The organism is Zhihengliuella sp., assembly GCF_031178195.1.
Taxonomy (GTDB): domain Bacteria; phylum Actinomycetota; class Actinomycetes; order Actinomycetales; family Micrococcaceae; genus Zhihengliuella.
Genome location: NZ_JAPSJL010000005.1, coordinates 154752 through 177876, shown reverse-complemented (window position 1 = coordinate 177876; position 23125 = coordinate 154752). Strand labels below are relative to the sequence as shown.

Here is a 23125-nt window from a genome sequence, read left to right as displayed (position 1 = left end):
GCCCCCCGCCCCCCCCCCCCCCCCCCCCCCCCGCTTCTCTGTCTCCCGGCGGCGTCAGCGCGAGGCGGCGGCCTCCTCGAAGGCGACGATCTCTTCGAGTGCCGGCAGCAGCTGCTGCGTCATCTGGTCGTAGACGGAGTCCTCGCGCCGGTACGGGTCCACGACGTCGAGGTCCCCGCCCGACTGCGAGCGGACCTCCGAGCGATGCAGCGACGCGAGGCGGAAGACCGCCTTCCAGCGGGCGTCGGCCTGGTCCGCGCCGGCGGGGACCCGGTCGGCATCGTGCTCGGCGATCCGGCGCAGCACCAGCGCGAACTCGCGGACGGTGAACGCCCGCTTCAGCATGCGTGGCGCCGCGGCGACCACGGCCTCCCGGTGCTCCTCGGCGAGCGTGAGCACGAAGTCCGGATCCTTCAGCAGCTTCTCGTCCAACCGCCGGGCCACGAAGTCGCCCGGCTCCACGCCGCTGGCGACGAGCTTCGCGGCGGCGCGCTCGTCCATGGCGTTGCCGACCAGCCCGTAGGTGCCCGCGCTCGCCACCTCGAAGTTCCCCGGCGAGACCCGCTCCAGGTGATGCTTCAGGTACAGATGCGCGAAAGGCGAGCGGCAGATGTTGCCGGTGCACACGGTCAGAATGCGGATCATGCCAGGCGCATCCGCTGGATATTGTCGGCCACCACGGCGCGCAGATCGCCGTCGTTCTCCTTAGCGGCCTTGCGCTGCCACTGGTAGCCGGCGCCGCCCTTGATGATCCGCTCGATGTCCGCGAGCTCGTCCGAGCAGCCCAGCTCCTTGGCGATCGGCTCCAGCCGGTCGAGGATCCGGTACAGCTCGTCCGTCACCAGGGCCTCGTTGCCCTCCTTGTCCAGGATGATGATGGAGTCCAGGCCGTAGCGGGCCGCGCGCCACTTGTTCTCCACACGGAACCACGGCGGCATGACGGGGATGGCCCAGCCGTTGTCCAATGCGGTGGACATCTCGTGCACCAGGCACTGCGTCAGGGCGGCGATCGCGGCGACGTCCCGGGTGCTGCTCAGTCCGTCGCAGATGCGCATCTCCACCGTGCCGAACCGCGGCACCGGGCGCACGTCCCAGCGCAGCTCGGAGATCTCGTCGATCACGCCGGTGTGGACCATGTCGCCCACGTAGTGCTCCAGGCCCTCCCACGTCTCGAAGTGGTAGGGGATGCCGGCGGTGGGCAGCTGCTGGAAGATCAGCGAGCGCTGCGACGCGTAGCCGGTGTCCTCGCCGCCCCAGAACGGGCTGGACGCCGTCAGCGCCAGGAAGTGCGGCTGGTAGTTGATGAGCCCGTCGGTGACGGGCAGCGCCTTGGAGCGGCGGTCCAGGCCCACGTGCACGTGCACCCCGTAGATGGCCATCTGCTGGCCCCACCACTGCGTGCGGTCGATCAGCTTGGCGTAGCGCTCCTTGTCCGTCACCGGCTGCCGGCGCGCCTCGGAGAACGGGTGGCTGCCCGCGCAGTACAGCTCCACGCCCATGGGGTCGGTGACCTCGCGGATGTCGTCGAGCGTCTTGTTCAGCTGGATCCGCGCCTCGTCCACCGTGTGGCAGACGCCCGTGACCAGCTCCACCGTGTTCAGCATGAGCTCCTGCGTGACGTGCGGGTGCTCCTGGTCCTCGTGGAGCCCGCCGTGCCGTTCGCGGACCCCGCGCAGGACCTCGTTGGCCACCGAGCGCATCTCGCCGGTCTCCCGATCCACCAGCGCGATCTCCCACTCGATGCCGAGGGTCGACTGCTCCGACTTCGCGAAACTGATCTCCACAGGTGTGCTCCTTGCGTCGGGGCCGGGCGGCCGGGCCCGCTGACAGGGGCCGGACCTCAATTCTAGGGGCGCGATACCCTGTCAACGTGCCACAGCCGTCTGAAAAACTCCCGGAGCCGCCCGCACGATTCGCTCGGAGCCTGCTGACCGCGACCGCCGCCGCGACCGCAGCGGTGCTGCTGGCCGGGTGCTCGGTGCTGGCGCCGCCGTCGTCCTCCCCCTCCGGCCCGGGTACCGCGCCGGAGGCGACCCCCGACGCGCCCGCCCCGGCCCCGCCGCGCACGTCCTGGGGTCCCCTGGCGTCGACGGTCGAGGAGGCCCGCGCCGCCGTCGCGGAGATGACCACCGAGCAGAAGGCCGGGCAGGTGCTGGTCCAGTTCTACTCCGGCACGGACCCGGACCGGGCGATCGCGCTCGCCGAGCAGCTGCACCTCGGCGGGACCATCATCATGGGGGACAACGTGCCCCAGAACCGCGCCGGCGTGGACACCGAGGCACTCGCGGAGACCACCGGGGCGCTCCACGAGGCCTCCGCGCGCGACTGGCCGAGCATCGTCGGCGTGGACCAGGAGGGCGGGGTGGTCGCCCGGCTGCGCGCGCCGCTGACCGAGTGGCCCGTGCCAATGGCGTTCGGGGCCGCCGACGACCCCGACCTGACCGCCCGGGCGCAGCAGGCCCTGGCCACGGACCTGGCCGTGCTGGGCTTCACCATGAACTTCTCGCCGGACGCCGACGTCACCGTGGGCCCGCAGGACCCGGTGATCGGGGCGCGGTCCTACGGCTCCGACCCCGCGATGGTGGCCGAGCACGCGCTCGCCGCGGTCGACGGGTCGCTGGCGGCCGGCGTGCTGCCGACGCTGAAGCATTTCCCGGGGCACGGGTCCGTGACCACCGACTCGCACGTGGGCCTGCCGGTGCAGGACGCGAGCGTGGAGGAAATGCGCGAGCGAGACTGGATGCCGTTCCTCGCGGGCGTGCCCGGCGGGGGAGAAGGGTCCGAGGGCACCGGGGCCCAGGGCACCGGCGGCGAACCGGGCGGCGAGCCCGGCGAAGCGCCGGGCCGGCTGGGCGAGGAGACCGGCGCCCCGGTGGCCATGATGGGGCACATCGCCGTGACCGCGCTGGACCCCGGCGTGCCGGCGTCGCTGTCCGCGGAGGCCTACGACGTCCTGCGCGACCTGGCCGAGGGCATCGGCTTCGAGGGCGTCGCCGTGACCGATGCCCTGAACATGGGCGCGCTCGCCGACACGCCCGGCAACCCCGCCGTCAACGCGCTCGCCGCCGGCGCCGACCTGCTCCTCATGCCACCGGACGTGGCGCAGGCGCACGCGGCGATCGTCGCGGCGGTGGCGGACGGGACCGTCCCGCAGGAGCGGCTCGACGAGGCCGCGACCCGCGTGGTGGCCCTCATGATGTGGCAGGAGGATCTCGCCCGGGGCGAGGGCGAGGACCAGGGCGCGCCCGCCAGCACCGACGCCCCCGGCTCCGGCGAAGCCCCGGCTGCAGCGGACAGTACCGGGTCCGACGGCACCGAGTCTGCCGGCTCCGAGTCCGCCGGCTCCGGTTCCGCGTCCTCCGGTTCAGCGGCTTCCGGGGGCGCCGGCTCCGAGGCCGCCCCGGACAGCCAGCCGGTCGCCGCGGAGATCGCCGCCGAGGCCGTCACCGTCGTCGACGGCCAGTGCGGGGAGCCGCTGGTGGGAGACTCGATCCGGATCGTCGGCGGCAATGCCCAGGACCGTGCCCGGCTGGCCGAGGCCGCGCAGGCTGCCGGACTGCGGGTGGGCGGCGGCGACGTCGTCACGCTCCTCGGCACGGGCGCACCCGCGGCGAGCGGCGACGTCGTCGTCACCCTCGATGCCCCGTGGCCGCTGGCCCGCTCGCAGGCGGGCACCGCCAAGGTCGCCCTGTTCGGCCGGACCGAGGAGTCCTTCGCCGCGCTGGTCGACGTGCTCACCGGCGCGGCCGAGGCCCCCGGCGCGCTGCCGGTCGACGTGGGGGAGTACCCGGCCGGCACGGGCTGCTGACGTCGCGATAGCCTGAGGCCATGCCCATTCTCAACAAGGACATGACCCTCTGCATCTCGCTGTCGGCGCGTCCCAGCAACAACGGCACGCGCTTCCACAACCACCTGTACGAGCAGCTCGGCCTGAACTGGATCTACAAGGCGTTCCGGCCCACGGACATCGAGCAGGCGATCGCCGGCGTGCGCGGCCTCGGCATCCGCGGCTGCGCGGTCTCCATGCCGCACAAGGAGGCGGTGATCCCCCTGGTGGACCACGTGACCGAGTCCGCGGCGGCGATCGAGTCGGTCAACACCATCGTGAACGACGACGGCGTGCTCACCGCCTACAACACCGACTTCCTGGCCGTGGCCCAGCTCGTCGAGGACCTGGACCAGGGCCTCTCCGTGGTGGTGCGCGGCTCCGGCGGCATGGCCAAGGCGACCGTCGCGGCCCTGAAGAGCGCCGGGTTCGGCGACGTCACCGTCGTCGCGCGGAATGAGGAGCGGGGCCGGGCGCTCGCCGACCAGTACGGGTTCGCGTACGCGGCCGAGGTGCCGGAGACCGCGACGATGCTGGTGAACGTGACGCCGGTCGGCATGGACGGCGGCGACGGGGAGGGGCAGCTGTCCTTCACCCAGGCGCAGATCGACCGGGCCGAGGTGGTGTTCGACGTGGTCGCGGTGCCGGCCGAGACGCCGCTGATCCGCGCCGCGCGGGACGCCGGGAAACGCGTCATCACGGGCGCCCAGGTGATGACCCTGCAGGCGCTAGAGCAGTTCGTCCTCTACACGGGGATCACGCCGACCGACGAGCAGGTCGCGGCCGCCGAGGAGTTCATGCGCGCCCAGGCGTAGCGCGCGGCGCGGGCTCCAGGTCGCGGAAACGCAGGTCTGGGGCATCCGCGTCGCACTGCGGCAGGTCCGCATGTTCGACGTCGCAGTTCTGCAGGTGAAACCGCCGAAAGTGCTGCACGGCTGCGACGTCGATGCCTGGACCCCGGCGCGTGACGCCCGAGCCGGGGGCGCCGTCGTTCAACCGACGACGGTACGTCGCGGAGGCTGTGGACAACGCCGAATGGCGAGCCCGCTCCCGGCAGACTGGACGGCATGGGCAGCAGCGGTCGGGTGCAGGGTCGGCAGGGCGGTGGTTCGGGCCGGGGCAGTGGTTCGGGCCGGGGCAGTGTGGACCCCCGTGTCCCCGCCGTCTTCCCTGCACGCGATGCGGCGATGCACGGCCTCACGCGAGGACAGCTGCAGGGGCCGGCCTTCCAGTCGCTCAGCTCTGGCATTCGTGCCGTCCGCGATGCGGAGCTCCCTCCGCTGGAGGTCTACCGGGCCTTCAGCACCATCACGCCCGACGCCTTCCTGAGTCATGTCTCGGCCGCGGTGGCCTGGGGCATCTGGCTGCCGCCGCGGTTCCGGGCCGGCTTCCCCGTCCATCTGGGGCGCGAGTCGGAGGTCGCAGCGCCGATGCGGAGGCGGAACGTGATCGGGCACCGGTGCCCGGAGGGCGCCGCGATCCGGGAAGTCGACGGGGTCCGCATCATCTCCCCGGCCTGGTGCTGGACCCAGCTCGGGGAAGTTCTCGGCATCGAGGATCTCGTGGTCGCCGGCGACGCGTTGCTGCAGAGAGCCGACGGCCCGCCGCGCAGTCCCGGCCTGCTCGGCTCGAATCCGCTCTCGACGACGGCGGACATCCGTGCGGTCCTCGAGGTGCGGCGGGGATTCCGAGGCCGGCGGCGGTGCCTTGAGGCGATCGACTTGCTCCGGGCTCGCGTCGACTCCGCCCCCGAGAGCGCCGTGCGGCAGCGGATCGTCCGCCGCGGCTATCCGGAGCCACTGGTCAACGCCCGGATTGATCTCGGAGACGGTGACTGGGTCGAGCCGGACCTCGCGTTCCGGGAGGCTCGCGTGGCCGTCCAGTACGAGGGCCGGCACCACGGCGAAGAGGCGCAGTTGGCGCGCGACATCAGACGCGACCACCGGCTGGAGCGGATCCGCTGGCTGACGGTCCGCGCCGACAAGACGTTCTTCACGCCGCGCGGCGAGCTGGAGTTCTTCGCGAGGCTCCGGCACGCCTTCGAGCGACAGGGTTGCCGCGCACCCCGGACGGCCTGACCCGCTAGTCCCCTCGCGGGGGAGCAGACCTCATCCACGTCGCAATCCAGCAGGCCGCAGCCAGCCTCCGGCTGTGGAATCGCGACGCCGACGGAGTGAGCCTGCGTCACCGCAACGCCGATGGGACGAATCTGCGTCAGTGCAACGCCGATGGCTGGCGCCGCACGCCGGCCGCGTCAGACCGGCTCCACCTCGATCGCGAGCCGGTCGTCGCCGATCCGGGCCAGCACCAGCGTCGCCTTCTTCTTCGCCTTCTTGCCCGCCCCGGCCAGCAGCACCCGCCGCAGCTCCTCGGGCGTCACGTCGACGCCGCGCTTCTTGATGTCCAGCACGCCGATCCCGGCCGCCTTGATCCACGCGCGCAACGCCTTCACGTTGTACGGCTTCACGTCGAGCACGCGGTACGCCCGGGCGAACGGCGTCTCGACGGCCTCCGGCGCGCAGAAGTACGCGATGTGCGGATCCAGCAGGTGCCCGCCCACAGCGTCCACCACCTGCTCCACCAGCCCGGCCCGGATCACAGCGCCGTCCGGCTCGTACAGGTAGCCCTCGATCCCGCCGGTGGGCCGGCCCCCGCGGGCCTGCGCCGCCTCGGCCGCGTCGGTCCCCGAGGTCAGCTCCGCCGCGCCGTGCCCGCCGACCACCAGCGCGGCCCGGCGCACGCCGTCGCGCCGGAGGCTGCCGAACCACAGCGTCGCCTCGGTCACCGCGCCGCCCACCGACACCCACTGGGCCTCGCAGTTCGCAGGCACGGACTCGTGCGGGATCCCCGGGCCCAGCTTCACGCCGACCGGCTTCCCGGCGTCCGCGAGCCCCTCCACGAAGGACAGCGGCGGGCTGAACGCCTCCGGGTCGAAGATCCGCGAGGTGCCGGAGGTCGTGGTGGTCCGCCGCGCCGGGTCCAGCCAGACGGCGTCGAACCCGGAGACGTCGAAGTCCTCCGCGTCGGCGTTGACCACTTGCGCGTTCGGCCACGGCATGAGGTTCATCGTGGCGGCCGCCGCGGTGGTCTCGTCCAGCTCGACGGCGGTCACGTCCAGCTCCAGCGACGCCATCGCCATCGCGTCCGAGCCGAGCCCGCAGCCCAGATCCGCGACCCGCGTCAGCCCCGCCTCCACGTACCGGCGCGCGTGCAGCGCGGCGACGTTCATACGCGTGGCCTGCTCCAGCCCGGCCCGCGTGAGGATCATGTGCTCGGCGAACGGGCCCAGCTTGGCCTTCGCCAGCGCGCGCAGGCGCGCCTGGTGCACGACGGCGGTGACGACCTGCGGGTCGTGGCCCGACTTCCGCAGGGAGAGGTTGAGCTCGAGCGCGGCCCGGTCCGTGGCGGCCGCGTCCGGGGCCAGCGAGGATAGGAGCCCGAAGCCCTCCGGGGAGAGGACCGGCATCAGGTTCTCGGTGGCCTGCTCGGCTGCGGGGGTGGAAGACATGGTCTCCAGCCTAGCGTCGGGGTGCACCGCGGGTCGTCTGGAGGTCCATGACCAGCCCGTCCGGGCCCGAGGCCGCCACGGTCACCGCGGCGAGGTCCTCGATCACGTGGTCGGCGTGAGCGCGCAGCTCCTCCACCGGGTACGTGCCGATGATGCCGACGGTGGCGCACCCGGCCGCGCGGGCGGACGCGAGGCCGGCGACAGTGTCCTCGAAGGCCACGGCCGGCCCGGTGCCCAGCCGGCCGGCGAGGAACGGGGCCGGAGACGGCTTGCCGTGCTCGACGTCGTCCCCGGTGACCAGCCGGGCCGGCAGCGGCACGCCGGCGGCCGCCAGCCGCGCGACCGCCACCGGTCGCGCGGCCGACGTCACGATCGACCATCGCTCCGGAGGGAGCCGGGCCAGCAGCTCCAGCGCCCCCGGCAGGGGGAGCACCGGGCACGCCGGCACCCGCTCCAACGCCTCGAGGCGCTCGAGCGCGGCGCGGAACCGTTCACCGGGAACCAGCGACGCGACCAGATCGGCGGCGGTGCGACCGTGGAAGGCGACGCCGGGGGCCATGGCCACGTCGAACTCCGCCGCCCAGCTGCGCCACGCGGCCTCCACGGCGGCGATCGAGTCGATCAGCGTGCCGTCCATGTCGAAGAGGATCTCCTCGACCGTCAGCCGCACCGAACCGTCAGCCTGCCGGGTCGCTGGTTCCATGGAGGTCACCCGTCGGCGGAGGTCAGCGACGGGATGATCATCGTCTTGATCGCCACCGGGTCCGACTTGGCCTTCGTCAGCGCCTCCTCCACGGCGTCGAGCCCGTAGCGCCCGGTCACCAGCGAGTCCACCTCGATAGCGCCCGTGGCGATCAGATCGATCGCCGTCGGCCACGTGTTGACGTACCGGTAGGTGCCCGTGAGCGTGATCTCGCGGTGCTGGATCAGCGCGATCGGCACCTCGAGGTTCAGACCGCCCATGCCGACCAGCACGGCGGTCCCGCCCGGGCGGATGGCGGGGAACGCGGAACCGATGGCCCCGGCATGGGCCGACGCGTCGATGTACACATCGAAGTGCTGGTCGTACCGTCCCAGATCCGCCTCGGCGGGATCGAGCGCCAGCGTGACTCCGCGTGCCTCCGCATACGCGCGGCGGTGCGGGATGGGATCGCTGATGATCACCTCGGTGGCGCCGAACGCCCGCGCCACCTGGGCGGTGAGGACGCCGATGGGTCCGGCGCCGGTGATGAGCACCTTGGCGCCGGGGACGACGCCGGCGCGCCGGCAGGCGTGGACGGCCACCGAGACCGGTTCGACCAGCGCGGCCTGCTCCGCGGTCATCCCCTCCGGGATGGGATGCGCGAAGTCCTCGTCGATGAGCGCGTACTCGCAGAACGAACCGTCCACCGGGTAGGCGCCGTAGAACCGCATGGAGCGGCAGAGGTGGTAGCTGCCGGTCTTGCAGTAGTCGCAGCGGCGGCACGGCATCTGCGGTTCGATCGCGACCTGCTCGCCGACCCGGGATGGGTCGACGCCGGCCCCGACGGCGACGATCTCGCCGGCCGTCTCGTGGCCGAGGACGATCGGGCCGTCCACGACGATGTCGCCGATGCGTCCCGTCTCGTAGAAGTGGGTGTCGGACCCGCAGACCCCGACCGCGGTGACCCGCATGAGGACCTGGCCGGCGGCCGGGGCCGGCACGCCGACCCGCTGCAGTTCGATGCGCTCGGGCTCGGTGAGGACGCTGGCGAGCATGGTTTCGGGGATGTTCATTGATGGCTCCTGGCTCGGGTTGGGTGCTCAGCCCTTGACGGTGCCCGCGGTCAGACCGTCGACGATCCAGCGGAGGGAGAGCAGGGCGAAGAGGATGCCGGGGATCAGGGAGATGACGGTTGCGGCCGCCATCGGACCCCAGGCGATGGATTGGAAGGAGATGTACTGCTGGATGCCGGTGGTGATGACCTCGGTATTGCGGCCGCTGAGCACCAGGGGCAGCGTGTAGTTGTTCCACGCCCAGATGAAGGACAGCATCAGGCTTGCCCCGAGTCCGGGAGCCATCAGCCGGAACAGCACGTGCCGGAACGCGGTCCATCGAGTTCCGCCGTCGATCGCCACGGCCTCCTCGAGCTCCTTCGGCAGGTCCTCGATGAAGGAGCGGAGCATCCACACCAGCATGGGCAGGGTGACCAGCTGGTACGCCAGGATGAGGCCGAGGTAGGTGTCGTGCAGATTGACGTTCTGGAAGATCAGGTACAGCGGCAGGATGATCAGCAGCTCCGGTGCGAAGCGCAGGGAGAGGATGCCGAAGGCGATGTTCTCCCGGCCCTTGAAGGCGAACCGGGCCAGCGAGTAGGCCGTCGGCAGGCCGATCACCAGGGTCAGCGCCAGCGCGCCCAGCGTGACGATCAGCGAGTTCGCGAACGGGGTCAGGAACTCCGGCCCGCTCAGGACCTCCGCGTAGTTCGCCAGGGTCGGCGAGAAGAAGAACTTCGGCGGGTAGGAGGCGATGTCGCCGGGCTGCTTCAGCGACATCAGGAGGATCCACACGATGGGCGCCAGCGCGAAGACCGACCAGGCGCAGAGCACGGCGATGACGACGGCATGCTTGGTGTTCTTGCGACGACGCCGGCGTTTCGCCGCGTCCTCCTGGAGCAGGACGGCGGTCATGACGTTGCCTCCTTTCGGCGGGCTTTCAAGAGGAAGTGCGAGATCAGGTAGCACAGCACCCAGAGCACGACGAGCGCGGCCATGGCCATGCCGAAGTTCAGGTTCCGGATGCCGTCCAGATACGCCATGACGTGCAAGTTGGTCGTCGCGTCGATCGGGCCGCCCTTGGTGGTCGTGTAGATGATGTCGAACATTTTGAGCGAGTCGACGCCGCGGAACGTGACGATGACGATCAGGATGGGCGTCAGCATCGGCAGCGTGACCGACACGAAGTTGCGGATGGGCCCCGCCCCGTCGACGGCCGAGGCCTCGCGGAGTTCCGCGGGGATGCTCTTCAGGCCGGCCTGGGCCAGGAGGACGACGAACGGCGTGAAGATCCAGACGTCGATGAGGATGACGGACCACAGCGCGGAGTCCTGGCCGTTGAGCCAGAGCAGCCGCTGCCCGCCGAGCGATTCGAGGATCCAGTTCGCGATGCCGTTCTCCGTCAGCATGACCTTCCACATCAGCGCGGCGATGACCGGCGGGAGCAGCATGGGGAGGACGATGAGGAGGCGGAAGAAGTTGCCGTACCGCCCGTAGTTGAGCAGCATCGCGAGGCTGATGCCGAGCAGGCACTCGATGACGACGACGACGGCCGCGTAGGTCAGCGTGACGCCGATGGCGTGCAGCCCCTCGCCGGAGGAGAAGAGCGTGACGAAGTTCTCGCCCCAGTTGAACTCCGGATCGCCGCGGTTGAGGCGGTAGGACGTGAACGACCACCACGTGCCCGTCAGGAACGGATAGAGGATGGCTACGAGGACCGCCAGTCCTGGCAGTGCCAGGAGATAGGGCAGTGAGGCTTTGTGCTTCATGCGGAACCCTTCGGTGGGAGACCGGGCGCGGCCAGGAGGGCCCTGGCCGCGCCCGGTAGCCGAGGACTACTTGATGACTTCATCGATCTTGGCGGCGGCCTCGTCGAGCGCCTCCTCGACGCTCTGATCCCCGAGGAGCGCGGACTGGATGGCGGTGGCCCAGATGTCGCCCACCTCCGGCCACGTGGCGGACGGTGCGTACGGCCACTCGGCGTACTCGGAGAGGATCTCCTGCCAGACCTGGTTGTAGTCGCCCCACTCGGCGGTGGCCGCGGCCATCTCCTCGCTCTCGGCGACGGAGACGCGCGTCGGGTTCATGTTGCCGTCGGCGATGGCGTTGGTGAGCATCTCCTTGGACGTGGCCCACTGGATGAACTGCCAGGCCGCGCCCTTGTGCTCCGAGGAGGCGTTCATGCCCAGGGACCAGACCCACAGGCTCGACGCGCGTCCCTCGGGCCCCTCCGGAGGCAGGGCGTAGCCGACCTTTCCGGCGATCGGGCTGCCCTCCTTCTCGAAGTCGGGCGCCATGTGGTCGGCGTCGATGTAGAAGGCGGCGTTGCCGCTGATGAAGTCCTGCTGCGCCTCGTACCACGTGTAGGTGCTGGCGGCCTGCGGCGCGGTCTCCATCAGCTCGACCCACTTGCTCACCGCCTCGACGCCCTCGGGGGAGTTGACCGTCGCCTTGCCGTCCGTGACGTCCTGGGCGCCGAACGCGCCGGCGAAGGTGGAGAAGGGGTTCAGCGTCGGGTAGGTCTTGTCGCCGCGGCTGACGAAGCCGGAGATCTCCTGCCCCTCGAACTCGGTGCCGTCGAGCTGCTTCGCGGCGGCGATGAGCTCGTCGATCGTCTGGGGGACCGCGATGCCGTTGGCCTCGAGGATGTCCTTCCGGTAGAAGAGCGCGTAGCCCTCCTCGTTCGCGGGAATGGCCCAGAGGCCACCCTCGCCGGCGCCGCCGAAGTCGGTGGTGTCCCAGCGGTTGGCCTCGATGAGCGCGGGGTAGAAGTCGTCGAAGTCGTATTCCGGCGACGTGTGGTTCGGGTCGTCGACCCAGGGCTGCAGATCCTCGATCCATCCGGCGGCCGCGTACTGGTAGTTCATCGGCTGCGAGGTCATGAAGACGTCGTAGGAGCCCGAGCCGGACTGGAGCTCGGTGAGGATCTTGACCATGTAGTCGGTCTCCGACTGGGTCTCGATGTTCACGTCGACGCCGGTGAGCTCCTCGAACTCCTCGACATGGTTCTGCACGGCGTTGGAGAGCGGGTGCTGGCTCATGAGGACGTTGATCTCCTCGCCCTCGAAGTTCCGCCAGTCGAAGGACTCGACCTCGACGTCCGGGCCTCCGGCCGGGCCCGACGCGCAGCCGGTGAGCATCGCGCCGGCGGCGATCGCGACGAGGGCGGTGCGGGCGAGTGCCGCAGGTTTCCTGTGGTGTTCCATTGCTGCTCCCTGGGAGTGATGGGGTGGAGAGCGGAGGGCCGCGGGCTCGCGGCCGACCTGGGGGACTGGATGTAATGCTAGTCACACGAGCACGGTGGAGCGTCTATGATGCTCAGGTGAGCAAGTTGACGATCGACGAACAGATGCGCTGCGTCTATGCGGCGCTGCAGCGACTCAAGTACGGCCGCTCGACGGTGGACATCGCCGGGGAGCTGGGCGTCTCCCGCTTCATGGTCGGGAGGATGGTCCAGCGCGCCCGCGACGAGGGGCTGGTGGAGGTGCGCTCCGTCATGGCCGATCCCATCGACGCTGAGCTGTCGCACGTGCTGGCGGACCGCTACGGCCTCTCCGCCGCCTACGCGGTGCTGGCACCCGTCGGTGGCGGGCGGCAGATCCGGTCGGCCCTCGCCTCGGTGTGCGCGCGGCTCCTGGTGGATGCCATCGAGGAGGACGACATCGTCGGCATGACCCCGGGGCGCACGATCATCGAGATGTGCGAGCGCCTGGAGTCGCTGCCCATGTGCGACGTGGTTCAGCTGACGGGCGTCGCCTCCACCGACGAGGGTGAGATCCTCCGGGCGATCACCGCCATGACGTCGGCGGTCCGGGGCAAGATCCACTCGCTCCACGCCCCGATGCTCGCCACCGATGCCACCGCCGGGCGGGCCATCGCGGCCCAGCCCGCCGTGCGCCGCGCCTTGGCGCGGATGGACGCCCTGGACCGCGCGATCGTCACGATCGGCGGATGGCCGGATGCCTCGCTCCTGGCCGCGCAGGCGGACCAGCTGGGGGAGATGGAGAGGCTGGTGGGTCGCGGAATCGTAGCCGAGATCGGCACGACGCTCCTGGATGCACAGGGAACCGCGGTGCCTGCTCTCGAGGGCAGGACGATCGGGATCTCCGAGCAGCAGCTGAGATCGACGCCGCAGATCACGGCCGTCGGCGGCGGCCCCGGCAAGGAGCGCGCCGTCCTGGCCGTGGCCCGCTCCGGTTACGCCGACGTCCTCGTGACGGACGCGGCAACCGCCCGATTCCTGCTCGACCATTCGTGAGCGGCGCATGGGGAGTTCTCACCATCGCGCCCGGCGCCGGGGCCGCATAGGGTTGGATCGCCGGAATTCTCGGCGCTGATCGAACGAGCAGGGAGGAGCGGGCACCGTGGCACTGTCCGGATACGACGTCAGTCCTGGGACCATGCGGACCGTCAAGGGCAAGGTCGAGGGGCACATCGATGATCTGCCCGGCAAGCGCAGCGCGCTCTCGACCGCGGTGGACAACAGCATCGAGTCGTGCAAGATGCCGCAGGTCGCCTCCGCCCTGACCAGCCTCTGGAACGACATCCTGGCCCTGCAGACCGAGGCCGCCGAGACGCGCGTGAAGAACGCCTGCACGGCGCTGGGGGACGTGGCCCAGGCCTATGAGAACGGCGACCAGTCGATGATGGACGACGCCGAGGAGTCGATCGTCGCCGTGCCGGAACTGGACATCAACGACGGGAAGACGGTGTAGTCGTGGCCCTCGATACCTCCGGCCTGCAGGGATGGCCCGACCCCGCGACCATCAAGACCGACGCCGGGCAGTTGCCGAAGAAGGGCCAAGAGATTCACGAGGTGGTGGGCGACTGCGCCACCGAGTGGGCCGCCGTGGACGGCGCCTACCGCGAGGGCCCCGGCCGCGACGCCGTCGTCCAGGCGATGACCATGCCGCTGGCGCACGCCACCGCCGTGGAGGTCGTGGCCGAGCAGGCGAAGGGCCACCTGGAGACCTACGCAGAGACCGTCACCGAGCTCAAGACGCGCAAGACCAACCTCGAGAGCCGCATCTCCACGTTCAACTCCAACGCGTCCTCCTCCGACCCCGACGTCGAGAACCCGGAGTTCGGCTATGGCTCCCAAGCCGAGATCCAGGGGAAGATCAACGACCTCGTCGCCGATCTCACGGCCGCCGCGGACACCTGCGCCAAGGACATCAACGGCATCGACGTCACCGACGACGGCTTCGTGGACCTGCTCACCGAGAAGGAGGCCGGCCTCGCCGTCGAAGTCCTCGGCGAAGGCCTGTCCCTGACGATGTTCCAGGACGTCCGCTTCAGCCAACTGACCATCGTCCAGACCACCTACCAGCGCTGGAAGCTGACGGCCATCACCGTGCCGAGCCGTGTGATCGTCACGCCCAGCGGCCGCTACATCGCCACCGTCACCCTGGTCCAGGAGACGCTGGAGACCATGACGGTCACAGACGTCACCCGGCGGACCTGGACGCAGCGCCAGTTCCTGGACATGCGCCCCGAGGTCAACGAGTTCCTCTTCCGGAACTCGGCGAAGTACCGCTCCTACGTCGAGGCGAACCCCGGCCGCTGGCAGCCCTTCCATCCGGGCAGTCGGCCGGCCTGGTGGCGCGCGGACCAGAAGCTGGTGAACTTCGCGGACGACTTCCGCGCCTCCAACGGCTGGACCAAGTTCGTCCGCGGCGCCGGCCCGGTGGTCTCCGTGGTCATGGCGGGGCTGACCTACCGGGACGAGTACGAGGACGCCAAGGCCAAGCTCCTCGAGGAGCACCCGGACTGGTCCGAGTCGGAGATCCACAACCGCGCCCTCTACGAGTCCGCCACCCGCGGCACCACCAAGGTCGTACTGGACCTCGGAGCCGGTATGACCGGCATGGCCATCGGCACCGCGATCGGCGGGCCGCTGGGCGCCGTCGTCGGCTTCGGCGTCGGTGTGGGACTCTCCTACCTGATGGACGCCACCGGCTTCAAGGACTGGGCCGCCGAGGGCGTCACCGACCTGGTCGACGGCGCCGGCGAGCTGCTCGACGACGCCGGCGACGCCGTGTCGGACGCCTGGAACTCCATCTTCTAGGCTGGACCCACCCCGGGCACCCAGCTGCTCTTCGACGAATCATGCCGGCGCGCGCCGGTGGAAGGGAACACCCCCTTGGATCAACCGGTCTTCTTCGCCATCCTGCTCGGCATCGGCGGAGTCAGCTTCGTCTCCGGCGTCCTGGCCTACCGCGGCAAGTACGTCGCCTGGTTGGCCCTGAAGTCCTTCTTCCCCGGCTGGCCCGGCCTGGCCGGCCTCTACATCGGCGCGGCCATCCTGTCCGGCGCCGGTGCCGCCGTGGTCCTCCAGGCCATGCCGGAGGGGAACGTCGTCCGCGCACTACTGGGCCTGCTGCTGATCTTCACCATGATCGCCGGAGCCATCATCGGCATCATCGGCATGTTCTGGCTGCCCCGCTTCATGCTGCCGCAGTGGGTCAAGGACACGATCGACGAGATCAGGCGCGGCGAGGACCCGCTCAGCCAGGCGCTCCGCCCCGGCGGCAGCCTGTACGGCCGGCTCGGGAACCCGGACGCCGGCCCGGCCCCGACCAGTCCCGCGGACCAGGGCCCCCGCACGCCCGAGAACGGCGACGGCCGGGAGGGCCCCCGATGACCGAACGCATCCTGCCGGAGGGCTACACCTACCTCGAGCACGACGGCGCCCGTCTCGCCTTCCCCGTCGAGTGGGAGCGGGCCGATGCCCCGGCCGGCAGCCTCGCCGTGGTCCACCCGGAGACCGAGGGGCTCGCGTTCCGGCCGAACGTCGTCGTCCGCGTCTCCGACTTCGCCGGCTCCCTGCCGGCCCTGGCCGCGTTCTCGCTGGCGAGCACGCGGGCGCAGATCAGCGGCTGCCACTTCATCGCCCACGACGAGCTGGACCTCGACGGCGGCGAGGGGCGCCGGCAGCGCTTCGCCTACGCGGCCGGCGGCTTCGACCTGGTGGTGGACCGCTACCTGGCCGTCCGCGGCGGGCGCGCCCTCGAGATCACGGTGACCGCGACGGTCGCCCTCGCCTACGAGATGCTGCCGGTCGGCGCGGTGGTCGCCGGATCGCTCGACTGGGACGCCGCAGCCGTGCGCGCCAGCAGCGGCAGCCGCGACGCCGAGGTCATGAGCGGCACCAAGGAACCGCGCCACGACGTCTGGCTGAGCGAGCTCGCGGGACACCCGGTCGAGGACCTCTCCAGGCTCCCGGCCGTGCAGGGCTACCGTTCGGACGGGCCCACCCTGAGCGCCTCCGCCGTCAACCTGCTCAAGGAGCACGCCAAGCGCAGCCGCTTCGGCCGGTTCGACCTCGCCGCCCACCAGACCGAGATGGGCGAGCTCCGCGCCGCGGAGCTCATCGACGCCGCGGGCAGGTTCTCGCCCGACCTCGAGTTCATCCTCGGCGCGCTGCGCGAGCCGGAGTTCCGGATCGAGATCGGCGCCCGCCACCAGGGCCTGGACACCACCCTCGACATCCACGTCGGCGCCGGGCGCGCGCTGGTCCTCGCCGGCCCGTCGGCTCCGGAGCTGATCCACGGCATCGCCCCGCGCGGCGACGGCCGCGGCGGAACGCCCCGCGGCACGTTCCTGCTGGACCTGGCCACCACCGAGGGCGTGCCCGCGCTCATCGCGGCCTGGGCCGGTCTCGGCCCGGCGTGGAGCGTCGCCGGGAACGTGCGCACGCTGGAGCCCGGCGCGCTGGAGCGCGGCTGCGACGCCCCGCTCGCGGCGCCAGACGACGTCGACGCGGCCTCGCGCCGGCTCCTCGGCCAGCCGTGGTTCGGCTGGAGCATGTCCATCCCGGACCTCGGCTTCGAGCGGACCTGGCTGAACGCCGGGGCGGCCGGCCACTACGCCGTCGGGGCCCTGGACGACGGCGGCTCCGAGTTGGTGCCGGTCGCCTCGGCGCAGGTCTGGGACGTGCTCCTGCAGGAGATCGGCGCCGCCACGATCGCGCGCCCCGCGGCCTGGGAGTAGCGCTCCGGCCCGGGCCGGACGGCGACGCGCCGGCGTCGGGATTAGCAGTCTGGTTGCGTGAGTGCCAACGGTTCCATAAAGTGTGATTAGCACTCGACGCCGTCGGGTGCTAGCGCCTGAGGAACTGCCAACTGGCACCGCGACGACGGTTGGTTACACCCCAACGGCCCCAGTAACCATTGGTAACTCACGCAAAGGAGAGAGCCGCATGTCGGTCTCCATCAAGCCCCTTGAGGATCGTATCGTTGTCCAGCCGCTCGAGGCTGAGCAGACCACCGCTTCCGGACTGGTCATCCCCGACACGGCCAAGGAGAAGCCCCAGGAGGGCAAGGTCGTGGCCGTGGGCCCGGGTCGTTTCGACGACAAGGGCAACCGCGTCCCGGTCGACGTCAACGAAGGCGACGTCGTCATCTACTCCAAGTACGGCGGAACCGAGGTCAAGGTCGGCGGCGAGGAGTACCTCGTGCTCTCCGCGCGCGACGTCCTCGCCACTGTCGTCAAGTAAGTCTTTCCGCGTATAGCCCCGGCCCTCTGCGCCGGGGCTATACGCGCCCCTGAAGGAGTTAGAACATGGCAAAGCAGCTCGCCTTTAACGACGACGCTCGCAAGGCGCTCGAGGCCGGCATCGACAAGCTCGCGAACACGGTCAAGGTCACCCTCGGCCCGCGCGGGCGTAACGTGGTCCTCGACAAGCAGTGGGGCGCACCGACCATCACCAACGATGGCGTGACGATCGCCCGCGAGATCGAGCTCGAGGACTCCTACGAGAACCTCGGCGCCCAGCTCGCCAAGGAGGTCGCCACCAAGACGAACGACGTCGCCGGTGACGGCACCACCACCGCCACCGTGCTGGCCCAGGCCCTGGTCAAGGAGGGCCTGCGCAACGTGGCCGCCGGCGCCGCCCCGGGCGACGTCAAGCGCGGCATCGAGGCGGCCGTCGAGGCCGTCGCCGGCCGCCTGGCCGAGAACGCGCGCGCCGTCGAGGGCGAGGACGTGGCCAACGTGGCCGCGATCTCCGCCCAGAGCGACGAGGTCGGCGCCCTGCTGGCCGAGGCGTTCAGCAAGGTCGGCACCGATGGCGTCATCACCATCGAGGAGTCGAACACCACCCAGACCGAGCTGGCCATCACCGAGGGCATGCAGTTCGACAAGGGCTACCTGTCCCCGAACATGGTCACCGACCCGGAGCGCCAGGAGGCCGTCCTCGAGGACGCGCACATCCTGATCAACTCCGGCAAGATCTCCACCGTGCAGGACTTCCTGCCGCTGCTGGAGAAGGTCCTCGAGTCCAAGAAGCCGCTGTTCATCATCGCCGAGGACGTCGAGGGCGAGGCCCTGTCCACGCTGGTGGTCAACAAACTCCGCGGCATCCTGACGGCCGTGGCCGTCAAGGCGCCGGGCTTCGGCGACCGCCGCAAGGCCATGATGCAGGACATCGCCGTGCTCACCGGCGCCCAGGTCGTCTCGCCCGAGCTCGGCCTGAAGCTGGACCAGGTCGGCCTCGAGGTGCTCGGCTCCGCCCGCCGCATCACGGTCACCAAGGACAACACCACGATCGTCGACGGCGCGGGCGACCAGGCCGACCTCGACGACCGCGTGGCGCAGATCAAGGCCGAGGTGGAGCGCACCGACTCCGACTGGGACCGCGAGAAGCTCCAGGAGCGTCTGGCGAAGCTCTCCGGCGGCGTGGGCGTCATCCGCGTCGGCGCGGCTACCGAGGTGGAGCTCAAGGAGCGCAAGCACCGGATCGAGGACGCCGTGTCCTCCACCCGTGCCGCGCTCGAGGACGGGATCGTCGCCGGCGGCGGCACCGCCCTGGTGGACGCGCTCAGCGCGCTGGACACCGACCCGGCCGTGACCGCCCTCGAGGGCGACGCCGCGACCGCCGTCGGCATCGTCCGCCGCGCCCTGGTGCAGCCGGTCCGCTGGATCGCCGAGAACGCGGGCCACGACGGCTACGTGGTGGCCGCCAAGGTCGCCGAGCAGCCGGCCAACCACGGGTTCAACGCCAAGACCGGCCAGTACGAGGACCTGCTCGCCGCAGGCGTCATCGACCCGGTCAAGGTCACCCGCTCGGCCCTGCGCAACGCCGCCTCCATCGCGGCGCTGGTGCTGACCACCGAGACCCTCGTGGCGGAGAAGCCCGCCGAGGACGAGGGCGGCCACCAGCACTAGCGGGCCGCCGCCCGCCGCGCCCCGCGGGGCCGCCGGGCGGTCAGCAGTGCATCCAGTACGACGCCGGTGCGTCGCCCCCGCGGGCGACGCACCGGCGTCGTCGTTCCACCTGCCTGACCACCGGGCCCGGCCTTCACGTTCCGCCTCATTCGGCCGCCCGGCGGCGGCCCTGCGATCCCTCCGGCGCGCCCATCAGCCATAATGTCGGGATGAAGCCCGGATCCAGCGCCCCAGGCCAGCCGACGAATCGCCCTCCCTCGATGTCGGACGTCGCCTCTCTGGCGGGCGTCTCCCACCAGACGGTCTCCCGGGTGCTCAACGACCACCCGAACGTCCGTCCCGGCACCCGCGAACGGGTCCTCGCCGCGATCGCGGAGCTCGGCTACCGCCGCAACCGCGCCGCGCGGGCGCTGGTGACCTCCCGCAGCAGCACCATCGGCATCCTCACCGTCGGCAACGCCAACTTCGGCCCGGCGAGCACGGTGCTCGCGGTCGAGGCCGCGGCCCGCGCGCAGGGCTACTTCGTCTCCGTCAGCTCGCTCGAGGCGTTCGACGCCGTGGCGGCCAAGACCGCCCTGGGGCACCTGGTGGACCAGGGGATCGACGGGATCGTCGTGGTCGCCCCGCTGGTCGACGTCGCCCGCGTGGTCGAGGGGGCCGGGCTCCAGGTGCCCGCGGTGATCGTCGCCGCCAACCCGGACGCCGTCCCCACCGACTCCCTGCGCTACGTGTGCACCGACCAGCGCCTGGCCGCCCGGGAGGCCACCGAGCACCTGCTCGGACTGGGGCACCGCCGCATCGCCCACGTCTCCGGCGAGATGGCGTGGATCGACGCGCTCGAGCGCAACGGCGCATGGCGGGCCACCATGGAAGAACACGGGCTGGCCGCCGTCGAGTACGCGGCCGGGGGCTGGACCGCCGAGACCGGGTACGCCGTGGGGCGGCGCATCGCCGACGAGATCGCCGCCGGCGACGGGCCGACGGCCCTGTTCGCGGCCAACGACTACATCGCGATCGGCCTGCTCCGGGCCTTCTGGGAGCGCGGCCTCCGTGTGCCGGAGGACGTCTCCGTGGTGGGCGTCGACGACCTCCAGGACTCCGCCTACTTCATCCCCGGATTGACCACCGTCCGGCAGCCGTTCACGGCCATGGGGCAGGCCGCCATGCAGGCCCTGCTCGGCATCGCGGCCGGTCAGCCGCGCGCCGACGGCCGCTTCGAGGCCGTCCTGGAGCCCGAGCTCGTCGTCCGCGACAGCACCGCGCCGCCGCCCGCCGGCTGAGCGCCCCCGCCCGCCTCCGCGCCCGCCCCCGACGCGAGGTTGTCCAACGCGGCTTGTTAGCGCTAACATTCTGAGTGGCGCACGGCACATCGCCGCCGCGCGCAGCACAGACGCACCCGCGCTGGCGGGACGGAGGGAGCACCACGTGAGCACGCAGCCCGGAGACCGGACCGCCGACCACGCCGCCGACCCCAAGGCCGGCGCGGCGGCCCGCGAGGCCATCGCCGCCGGCGACACGTCCCTGGGCATCGAGCTCGGCTCCACCCGCATCAAGGCCGTGCTCGTCGGGCCGGACTGCACCCCGCTGGCCAGCGGCGGCCACGCGTGGGAGAACCGCTTCGAGGACCGCGTCTGGACCTACTCCCTCGAGGACGTCTGGTCCGGCCTGCAGGCCTGCTACGCGGACCTCGTGGCGGACGTCGAGTCCCGCTACGGACTCCGCCCGCAGGCCTACGGGAGCCTCGGCGTCTCGGCCATGATGCACGGCTACCTGGCGTTCGACGCCGCCGGCGAGCAGCTGGTCCCCTTCCGCACGTGGCGGAACACCAGCACGGGCGAGGCCGCCGCCGAGCTGACCGACCTCTTCGGCTGCAACATCCCGCTGCGCTGGTCGATCGCGCACCTGCGCCAGGCCATGCTCGACGGCGAGGCGCACGTGTCCGGCATCGACTTCTTCACCACCCTGGCCGGCTACGTCCACTGGCGGCTCACGGGCGAGCGCGTGCTCGGCGTCGGCGACGCGTCCGGCATGTTCCCGATCGACAGCGCCACCGGCGGCTACGACGCCGGCATGCTCGCGGCCTTCGACCGCCTCGCCGCGGAGCAGCTGCGCGGCCGCGGCGTCGCGGACCTCCTGCCGTCCGTCCTCCCCGCGGGGGCCGACGCCGGACGCCTCACGGAGGAGGGCGCCCGCCTGCTCGACCCGAGCGGGGCCCTCGCCGCCGGCGTGCCGCTCTGCCCGCCGGAGGGCGACGCCGGCACCGGCATGGTCGCCACCAACTCGGTGGCCCCGCGCACCGGCAACGTCTCCGCCGGCACCAGCATCTTCGCCATGGTGGTCCTCGAGCGCCCGCTCGTCCGCGTCCATCACGAGATCGACCTCGTCACCACGCCCTCGGGCGATCCCGTGGCCATGGTCCACTGCAACAACGGCGCCAGCGAGCTCGCCGCCTGGGCCGACGTCTTCGGCCAGTTCGCCGCCGCCCTGGGCCGCCCCGCCGCGCCCGACGAGACCTACGCGGCCCTGTTCGCCTCGGCCCTCGACGGCGCGTCCGACGCCGGCGGGCTCCTAGCCTACAACTACCTCTCCGGCGAGCCCATCACCGGCCTCGCGGAGGGCCGCCCGCTCATCGTCCGCACGCCCGGCTCCGAGCTGACGCTGGCCAATCTGATGCGCGCCCAGATCTACGGGGTCTTCGGCACGCTCAGCCTCGGCCTGCGGATCCTCGCCGCCGAGGACGTCGCCATCGACGCCATGTTCGCCCACGGCGGCCTCTTCCGCACCGCCGGGGTGGCACAGCGCTTCCTCGCCGCCGCCACCGGCGCGCCCGTCGCGGTCGGCGAGACCGCCGGCGAGGGCGGCGCCTGGGGCATCGCCGTGCTCGCCGCCTACCTCCGGCGCGTCTCCGGCGAGGGCGGCCCCGGGGGAGCGGGGCACGACGGCGGCGAGACCCTCGGCGAGTTCCTGAATCGCCGCGTCTTCGCCGATGTGCTGCTCGACGTCGTCGATCCGGTCCCGTCCGACGTCGAGGGCTACGCCGCCTACCTGGAGCGCTACTCGGCCGGCCTCGCCGTCGAGCGGGCCGCCACCGACGCCCTCCGCTGACTCCCCACCTCGAACCACCTCTACCGCAGGAGCACCCCATGACCGCCACCGCGCCGCTGGAGCACTACCCGCAGGCCATGCGCGAGGACCTCGAGCGCGTCCGCCGCATCGTCTCCGGCCTCCACGCCGAACTGCCCCGCTACGAGCTGGTGGTCTGGACCGCCGGCAACGTCTCCCAGCGCGTGCCGAACCCGGACGTGCCGGACGGCAGCGCCGACCTCTTCGTCATCAAGCCCTCCGGCGTCTCCTACGACGAGCTCACGCCCGAGTCGATGGTCGTCTGCGACCTCGACGGGGCACTGGTGGACGGCACGCGCGGACCGTCGTCGGACACCGCCGCCCACGCCTACGTGTACCGGCACCTGCCCGCGGTCGGGGGAGTGGTGCACACCCACTCGACCTACGCCACCGCGTGGGCCGCGCGCGGCGAGGAGATCCCCTGCGTGCTGACCATGATGGCCGACGAGTTCGGCGGGCCCGTGCCCGTGGGGCCGTTCGCGATCATCGGCGACGACTCGATCGGCCGCGGGATCGTCGAGACCCTGCGCGAGTCCCGGAGCCCGGCCGTGCTCATGCGCAACCACGGCCCCTTCACCATCGGCAAGGACGCCCGCGCCGCCGTGAAGGCGGCCGTGATGTGCGAGGAGGTCGCCCGCACCGTGCACATCTCCCGCCAGCTCGGCGAGCCGCTGCCGATCGAGCAGCTGCACATCGACTCCCTCTACGACCGCTACCAGAACGTGTACGGCCAGAAGTAGCCGGTCCAGCGCCCGCCGCCCGACCGG

Annotated in this window: 21 protein-coding genes; 13 read left to right on the top strand and 8 right to left on the bottom strand. The window is 71.5% G+C overall.

Annotated elements, in window-relative coordinates; translation table 11 throughout:
• Positions 1-54: 54 nt before the first annotated feature.
• Positions 55-645, bottom strand: coding sequence for a low molecular weight phosphatase family protein (locus RIN46_RS09340; RefSeq protein WP_309082130.1), 591 nt, complete (start codon positions 643-645; stop codon positions 55-57).
• Positions 642-1784, bottom strand: a complete 1143-nt coding sequence (locus RIN46_RS09335) for a glutamate--cysteine ligase (protein WP_309082131.1) — start codon at positions 1782-1784, stop codon at positions 642-644. The genes RIN46_RS09340 and RIN46_RS09335 overlap by 4 nt, the downstream gene beginning before the upstream one ends.
• 86 nt (positions 1785-1870) lie before the next feature.
• Here RIN46_RS09335 and RIN46_RS09330 point away from each other — a divergent pair, with 86 nt between their 5' ends.
• The 3 genes from RIN46_RS09330 to RIN46_RS09320 all read left to right on the top strand — a co-directional run bounded on the left by RIN46_RS09330 (position 1871) and on the right by RIN46_RS09320 (position 5904).
• Complete coding sequence (locus RIN46_RS09330; protein ID WP_309082132.1) at positions 1871-3808, top strand: glycoside hydrolase family 3 N-terminal domain-containing protein; 1938 nt, start codon at positions 1871-1873, stop codon at positions 3806-3808.
• 20 nt (positions 3809-3828) lie between these two features.
• Positions 3829-4641, top strand: a complete 813-nt coding sequence (locus RIN46_RS09325; RefSeq protein WP_309082133.1) for a shikimate 5-dehydrogenase — start codon at positions 3829-3831, stop codon at positions 4639-4641.
• Positions 4642-4893: 252 nt separating this feature from the next.
• A complete protein-coding gene (locus RIN46_RS09320; protein WP_309082134.1) occupies positions 4894-5904 on the top strand; it encodes a hypothetical protein in 1011 nt (336 codons plus the stop codon).
• A gap of 176 nt (positions 5905-6080) precedes the next feature.
• On the opposite strand, the gene RIN46_RS09315 is transcribed toward RIN46_RS09320, so the two are convergent.
• From RIN46_RS09315 to RIN46_RS09290, 6 genes are all read right to left on the bottom strand, one after another.
• Entirely contained in the window at positions 6081-7334 is a 1254-nt protein-coding gene (locus RIN46_RS09315; protein WP_309082135.1) for a class I SAM-dependent methyltransferase, read from the bottom strand.
• 10 nt (positions 7335-7344) lie between these two features.
• A complete protein-coding gene (locus RIN46_RS09310; protein ID WP_309082136.1) occupies positions 7345-8037 on the bottom strand; it encodes an HAD-IA family hydrolase in 693 nt (230 codons plus the stop codon).
• 5 nt (positions 8038-8042) lie between these two features.
• Complete coding sequence (locus RIN46_RS09305) at positions 8043-9089, bottom strand: NAD(P)-dependent alcohol dehydrogenase (RefSeq protein WP_309082137.1); 1047 nt, start codon at positions 9087-9089, stop codon at positions 8043-8045.
• 27 nt (positions 9090-9116) lie between these two features.
• The gene (locus tag RIN46_RS09300; protein ID WP_309082138.1) at positions 9117-9983 is read right to left on the bottom strand and encodes a carbohydrate ABC transporter permease; all 867 of its coding nucleotides are present in this window, start codon (positions 9981-9983) and stop codon (positions 9117-9119) included.
• Complete coding sequence (locus tag RIN46_RS09295) at positions 9980-10837, bottom strand: sugar ABC transporter permease (RefSeq protein WP_309082139.1); 858 nt, start codon at positions 10835-10837, stop codon at positions 9980-9982. Before RIN46_RS09295 ends, RIN46_RS09300 begins: the two co-directional genes overlap by 4 nt.
• Before the next feature lie 66 nt (positions 10838-10903).
• Complete coding sequence (locus RIN46_RS09290) at positions 10904-12274, bottom strand: sugar ABC transporter substrate-binding protein (RefSeq protein ID WP_309082140.1); 1371 nt, start codon at positions 12272-12274, stop codon at positions 10904-10906.
• Positions 12275-12390: 116 nt separating this feature from the next.
• Between RIN46_RS09290 and RIN46_RS09285 the strand changes: the two genes are divergently transcribed.
• The 10 genes from RIN46_RS09285 (at position 12391) to RIN46_RS09240 (ending at position 23098) form a co-directional block, all read left to right on the top strand.
• Positions 12391-13326 carry a sugar-binding domain-containing protein gene (locus tag RIN46_RS09285; protein ID WP_309082141.1) on the top strand — a complete coding sequence of 312 codons (936 nt, stop codon included), beginning with the start codon at positions 12391-12393 and terminating at the stop codon, positions 13324-13326.
• Positions 13327-13432: 106 nt separating this feature from the next.
• Entirely contained in the window at positions 13433-13783 is a 351-nt protein-coding gene (locus RIN46_RS09280; protein ID WP_309082142.1) for a DUF6507 family protein, read from the top strand.
• Positions 13784-13785: 2 nt separating this feature from the next.
• A complete protein-coding gene (locus tag RIN46_RS09275; RefSeq protein ID WP_309082143.1) occupies positions 13786-15135 on the top strand; it encodes a hypothetical protein in 1350 nt (449 codons plus the stop codon).
• 75 nt (positions 15136-15210) lie between these two features.
• Positions 15211-15711 (top strand): hypothetical protein, encoded by a 501-nt coding sequence (locus RIN46_RS09270; RefSeq protein ID WP_309082144.1) that lies wholly within the window; start codon positions 15211-15213, stop codon positions 15709-15711.
• On the top strand, positions 15708-17060 hold the full coding sequence (locus tag RIN46_RS09265) for a hypothetical protein (RefSeq protein ID WP_309082145.1): 1353 nt from the start codon (positions 15708-15710) through the stop codon (positions 17058-17060). The genes RIN46_RS09270 and RIN46_RS09265 overlap by 4 nt, the downstream gene beginning before the upstream one ends.
• 208 nt (positions 17061-17268) lie before the next feature.
• On the top strand, positions 17269-17565 hold the full coding sequence (gene groES, locus RIN46_RS09260; RefSeq protein WP_309082146.1) for a co-chaperone GroES: 297 nt from the start codon (positions 17269-17271) through the stop codon (positions 17563-17565).
• 65 nt (positions 17566-17630) lie between these two features.
• A complete protein-coding gene (groL, locus tag RIN46_RS09255) occupies positions 17631-19235 on the top strand; it encodes a chaperonin GroEL (RefSeq protein ID WP_309082147.1) in 1605 nt (534 codons plus the stop codon).
• A gap of 209 nt (positions 19236-19444) precedes the next feature.
• Entirely contained in the window at positions 19445-20515 is a 1071-nt protein-coding gene (locus RIN46_RS09250; RefSeq protein WP_309082148.1) for a LacI family DNA-binding transcriptional regulator, read from the top strand.
• Between the two features lie 145 nt (positions 20516-20660).
• Entirely contained in the window at positions 20661-22340 is a 1680-nt protein-coding gene (locus tag RIN46_RS09245) for an FGGY-family carbohydrate kinase (protein WP_309082149.1), read from the top strand.
• A 77-nt stretch (positions 22341-22417) separates the two neighbouring features.
• Complete coding sequence (locus tag RIN46_RS09240; protein WP_309082217.1) at positions 22418-23098, top strand: L-ribulose-5-phosphate 4-epimerase; 681 nt, start codon at positions 22418-22420, stop codon at positions 23096-23098.
• Positions 23099-23125 lie beyond the last annotated feature (27 nt).

Excerpts from the sequence above, each read along its gene's own strand:
- RIN46_RS09295 (WP_309082139.1), bottom strand. The coding sequence starts at position 10,837 with ATGAAGCACAAAGCCTCACTGCCCTATCTCCTGGCACTGCCAGGACTG.
- RIN46_RS09300 (WP_309082138.1), bottom strand. The coding sequence starts at position 9,983 with ATGACCGCCGTCCTGCTCCAGGAGGACGCGGCGAAACGCCGGCGTCGT.
- RIN46_RS09310 (WP_309082136.1), bottom strand. The coding sequence starts at position 8,037 with ATGGAACCAGCGACCCGGCAGGCTGACGGTTCGGTGCGGCTGACGGTC.
- groES (WP_309082146.1), top strand. The coding sequence starts at position 17,269 with ATGTCGGTCTCCATCAAGCCCCTTGAGGATCGTATCGTTGTCCAGCCG.
- RIN46_RS09320 (WP_309082134.1), top strand. The coding sequence starts at position 4,894 with ATGGGCAGCAGCGGTCGGGTGCAGGGTCGGCAGGGCGGTGGTTCGGGC.
- RIN46_RS09315 (WP_309082135.1), bottom strand. The coding sequence starts at position 7,334 with ATGTCTTCCACCCCCGCAGCCGAGCAGGCCACCGAGAACCTGATGCCG.
- RIN46_RS09265 (WP_309082145.1), top strand. The coding sequence starts at position 15,708 with ATGACCGAACGCATCCTGCCGGAGGGCTACACCTACCTCGAGCACGAC.
- RIN46_RS09290 (WP_309082140.1), bottom strand. The coding sequence starts at position 12,274 with ATGGAACACCACAGGAAACCTGCGGCACTCGCCCGCACCGCCCTCGTC.
- RIN46_RS09240 (WP_309082217.1), top strand. The coding sequence starts at position 22,418 with ATGCGCGAGGACCTCGAGCGCGTCCGCCGCATCGTCTCCGGCCTCCAC.
- RIN46_RS09340 (WP_309082130.1), bottom strand. The coding sequence starts at position 645 with ATGATCCGCATTCTGACCGTGTGCACCGGCAACATCTGCCGCTCGCCT.
- groL (WP_309082147.1), top strand. The coding sequence starts at position 17,631 with ATGGCAAAGCAGCTCGCCTTTAACGACGACGCTCGCAAGGCGCTCGAG.
- RIN46_RS09250 (WP_309082148.1), top strand. The coding sequence starts at position 19,445 with ATGAAGCCCGGATCCAGCGCCCCAGGCCAGCCGACGAATCGCCCTCCC.
- RIN46_RS09325 (WP_309082133.1), top strand. The coding sequence starts at position 3,829 with ATGCCCATTCTCAACAAGGACATGACCCTCTGCATCTCGCTGTCGGCG.
- RIN46_RS09305 (WP_309082137.1), bottom strand. The coding sequence starts at position 9,089 with ATGAACATCCCCGAAACCATGCTCGCCAGCGTCCTCACCGAGCCCGAG.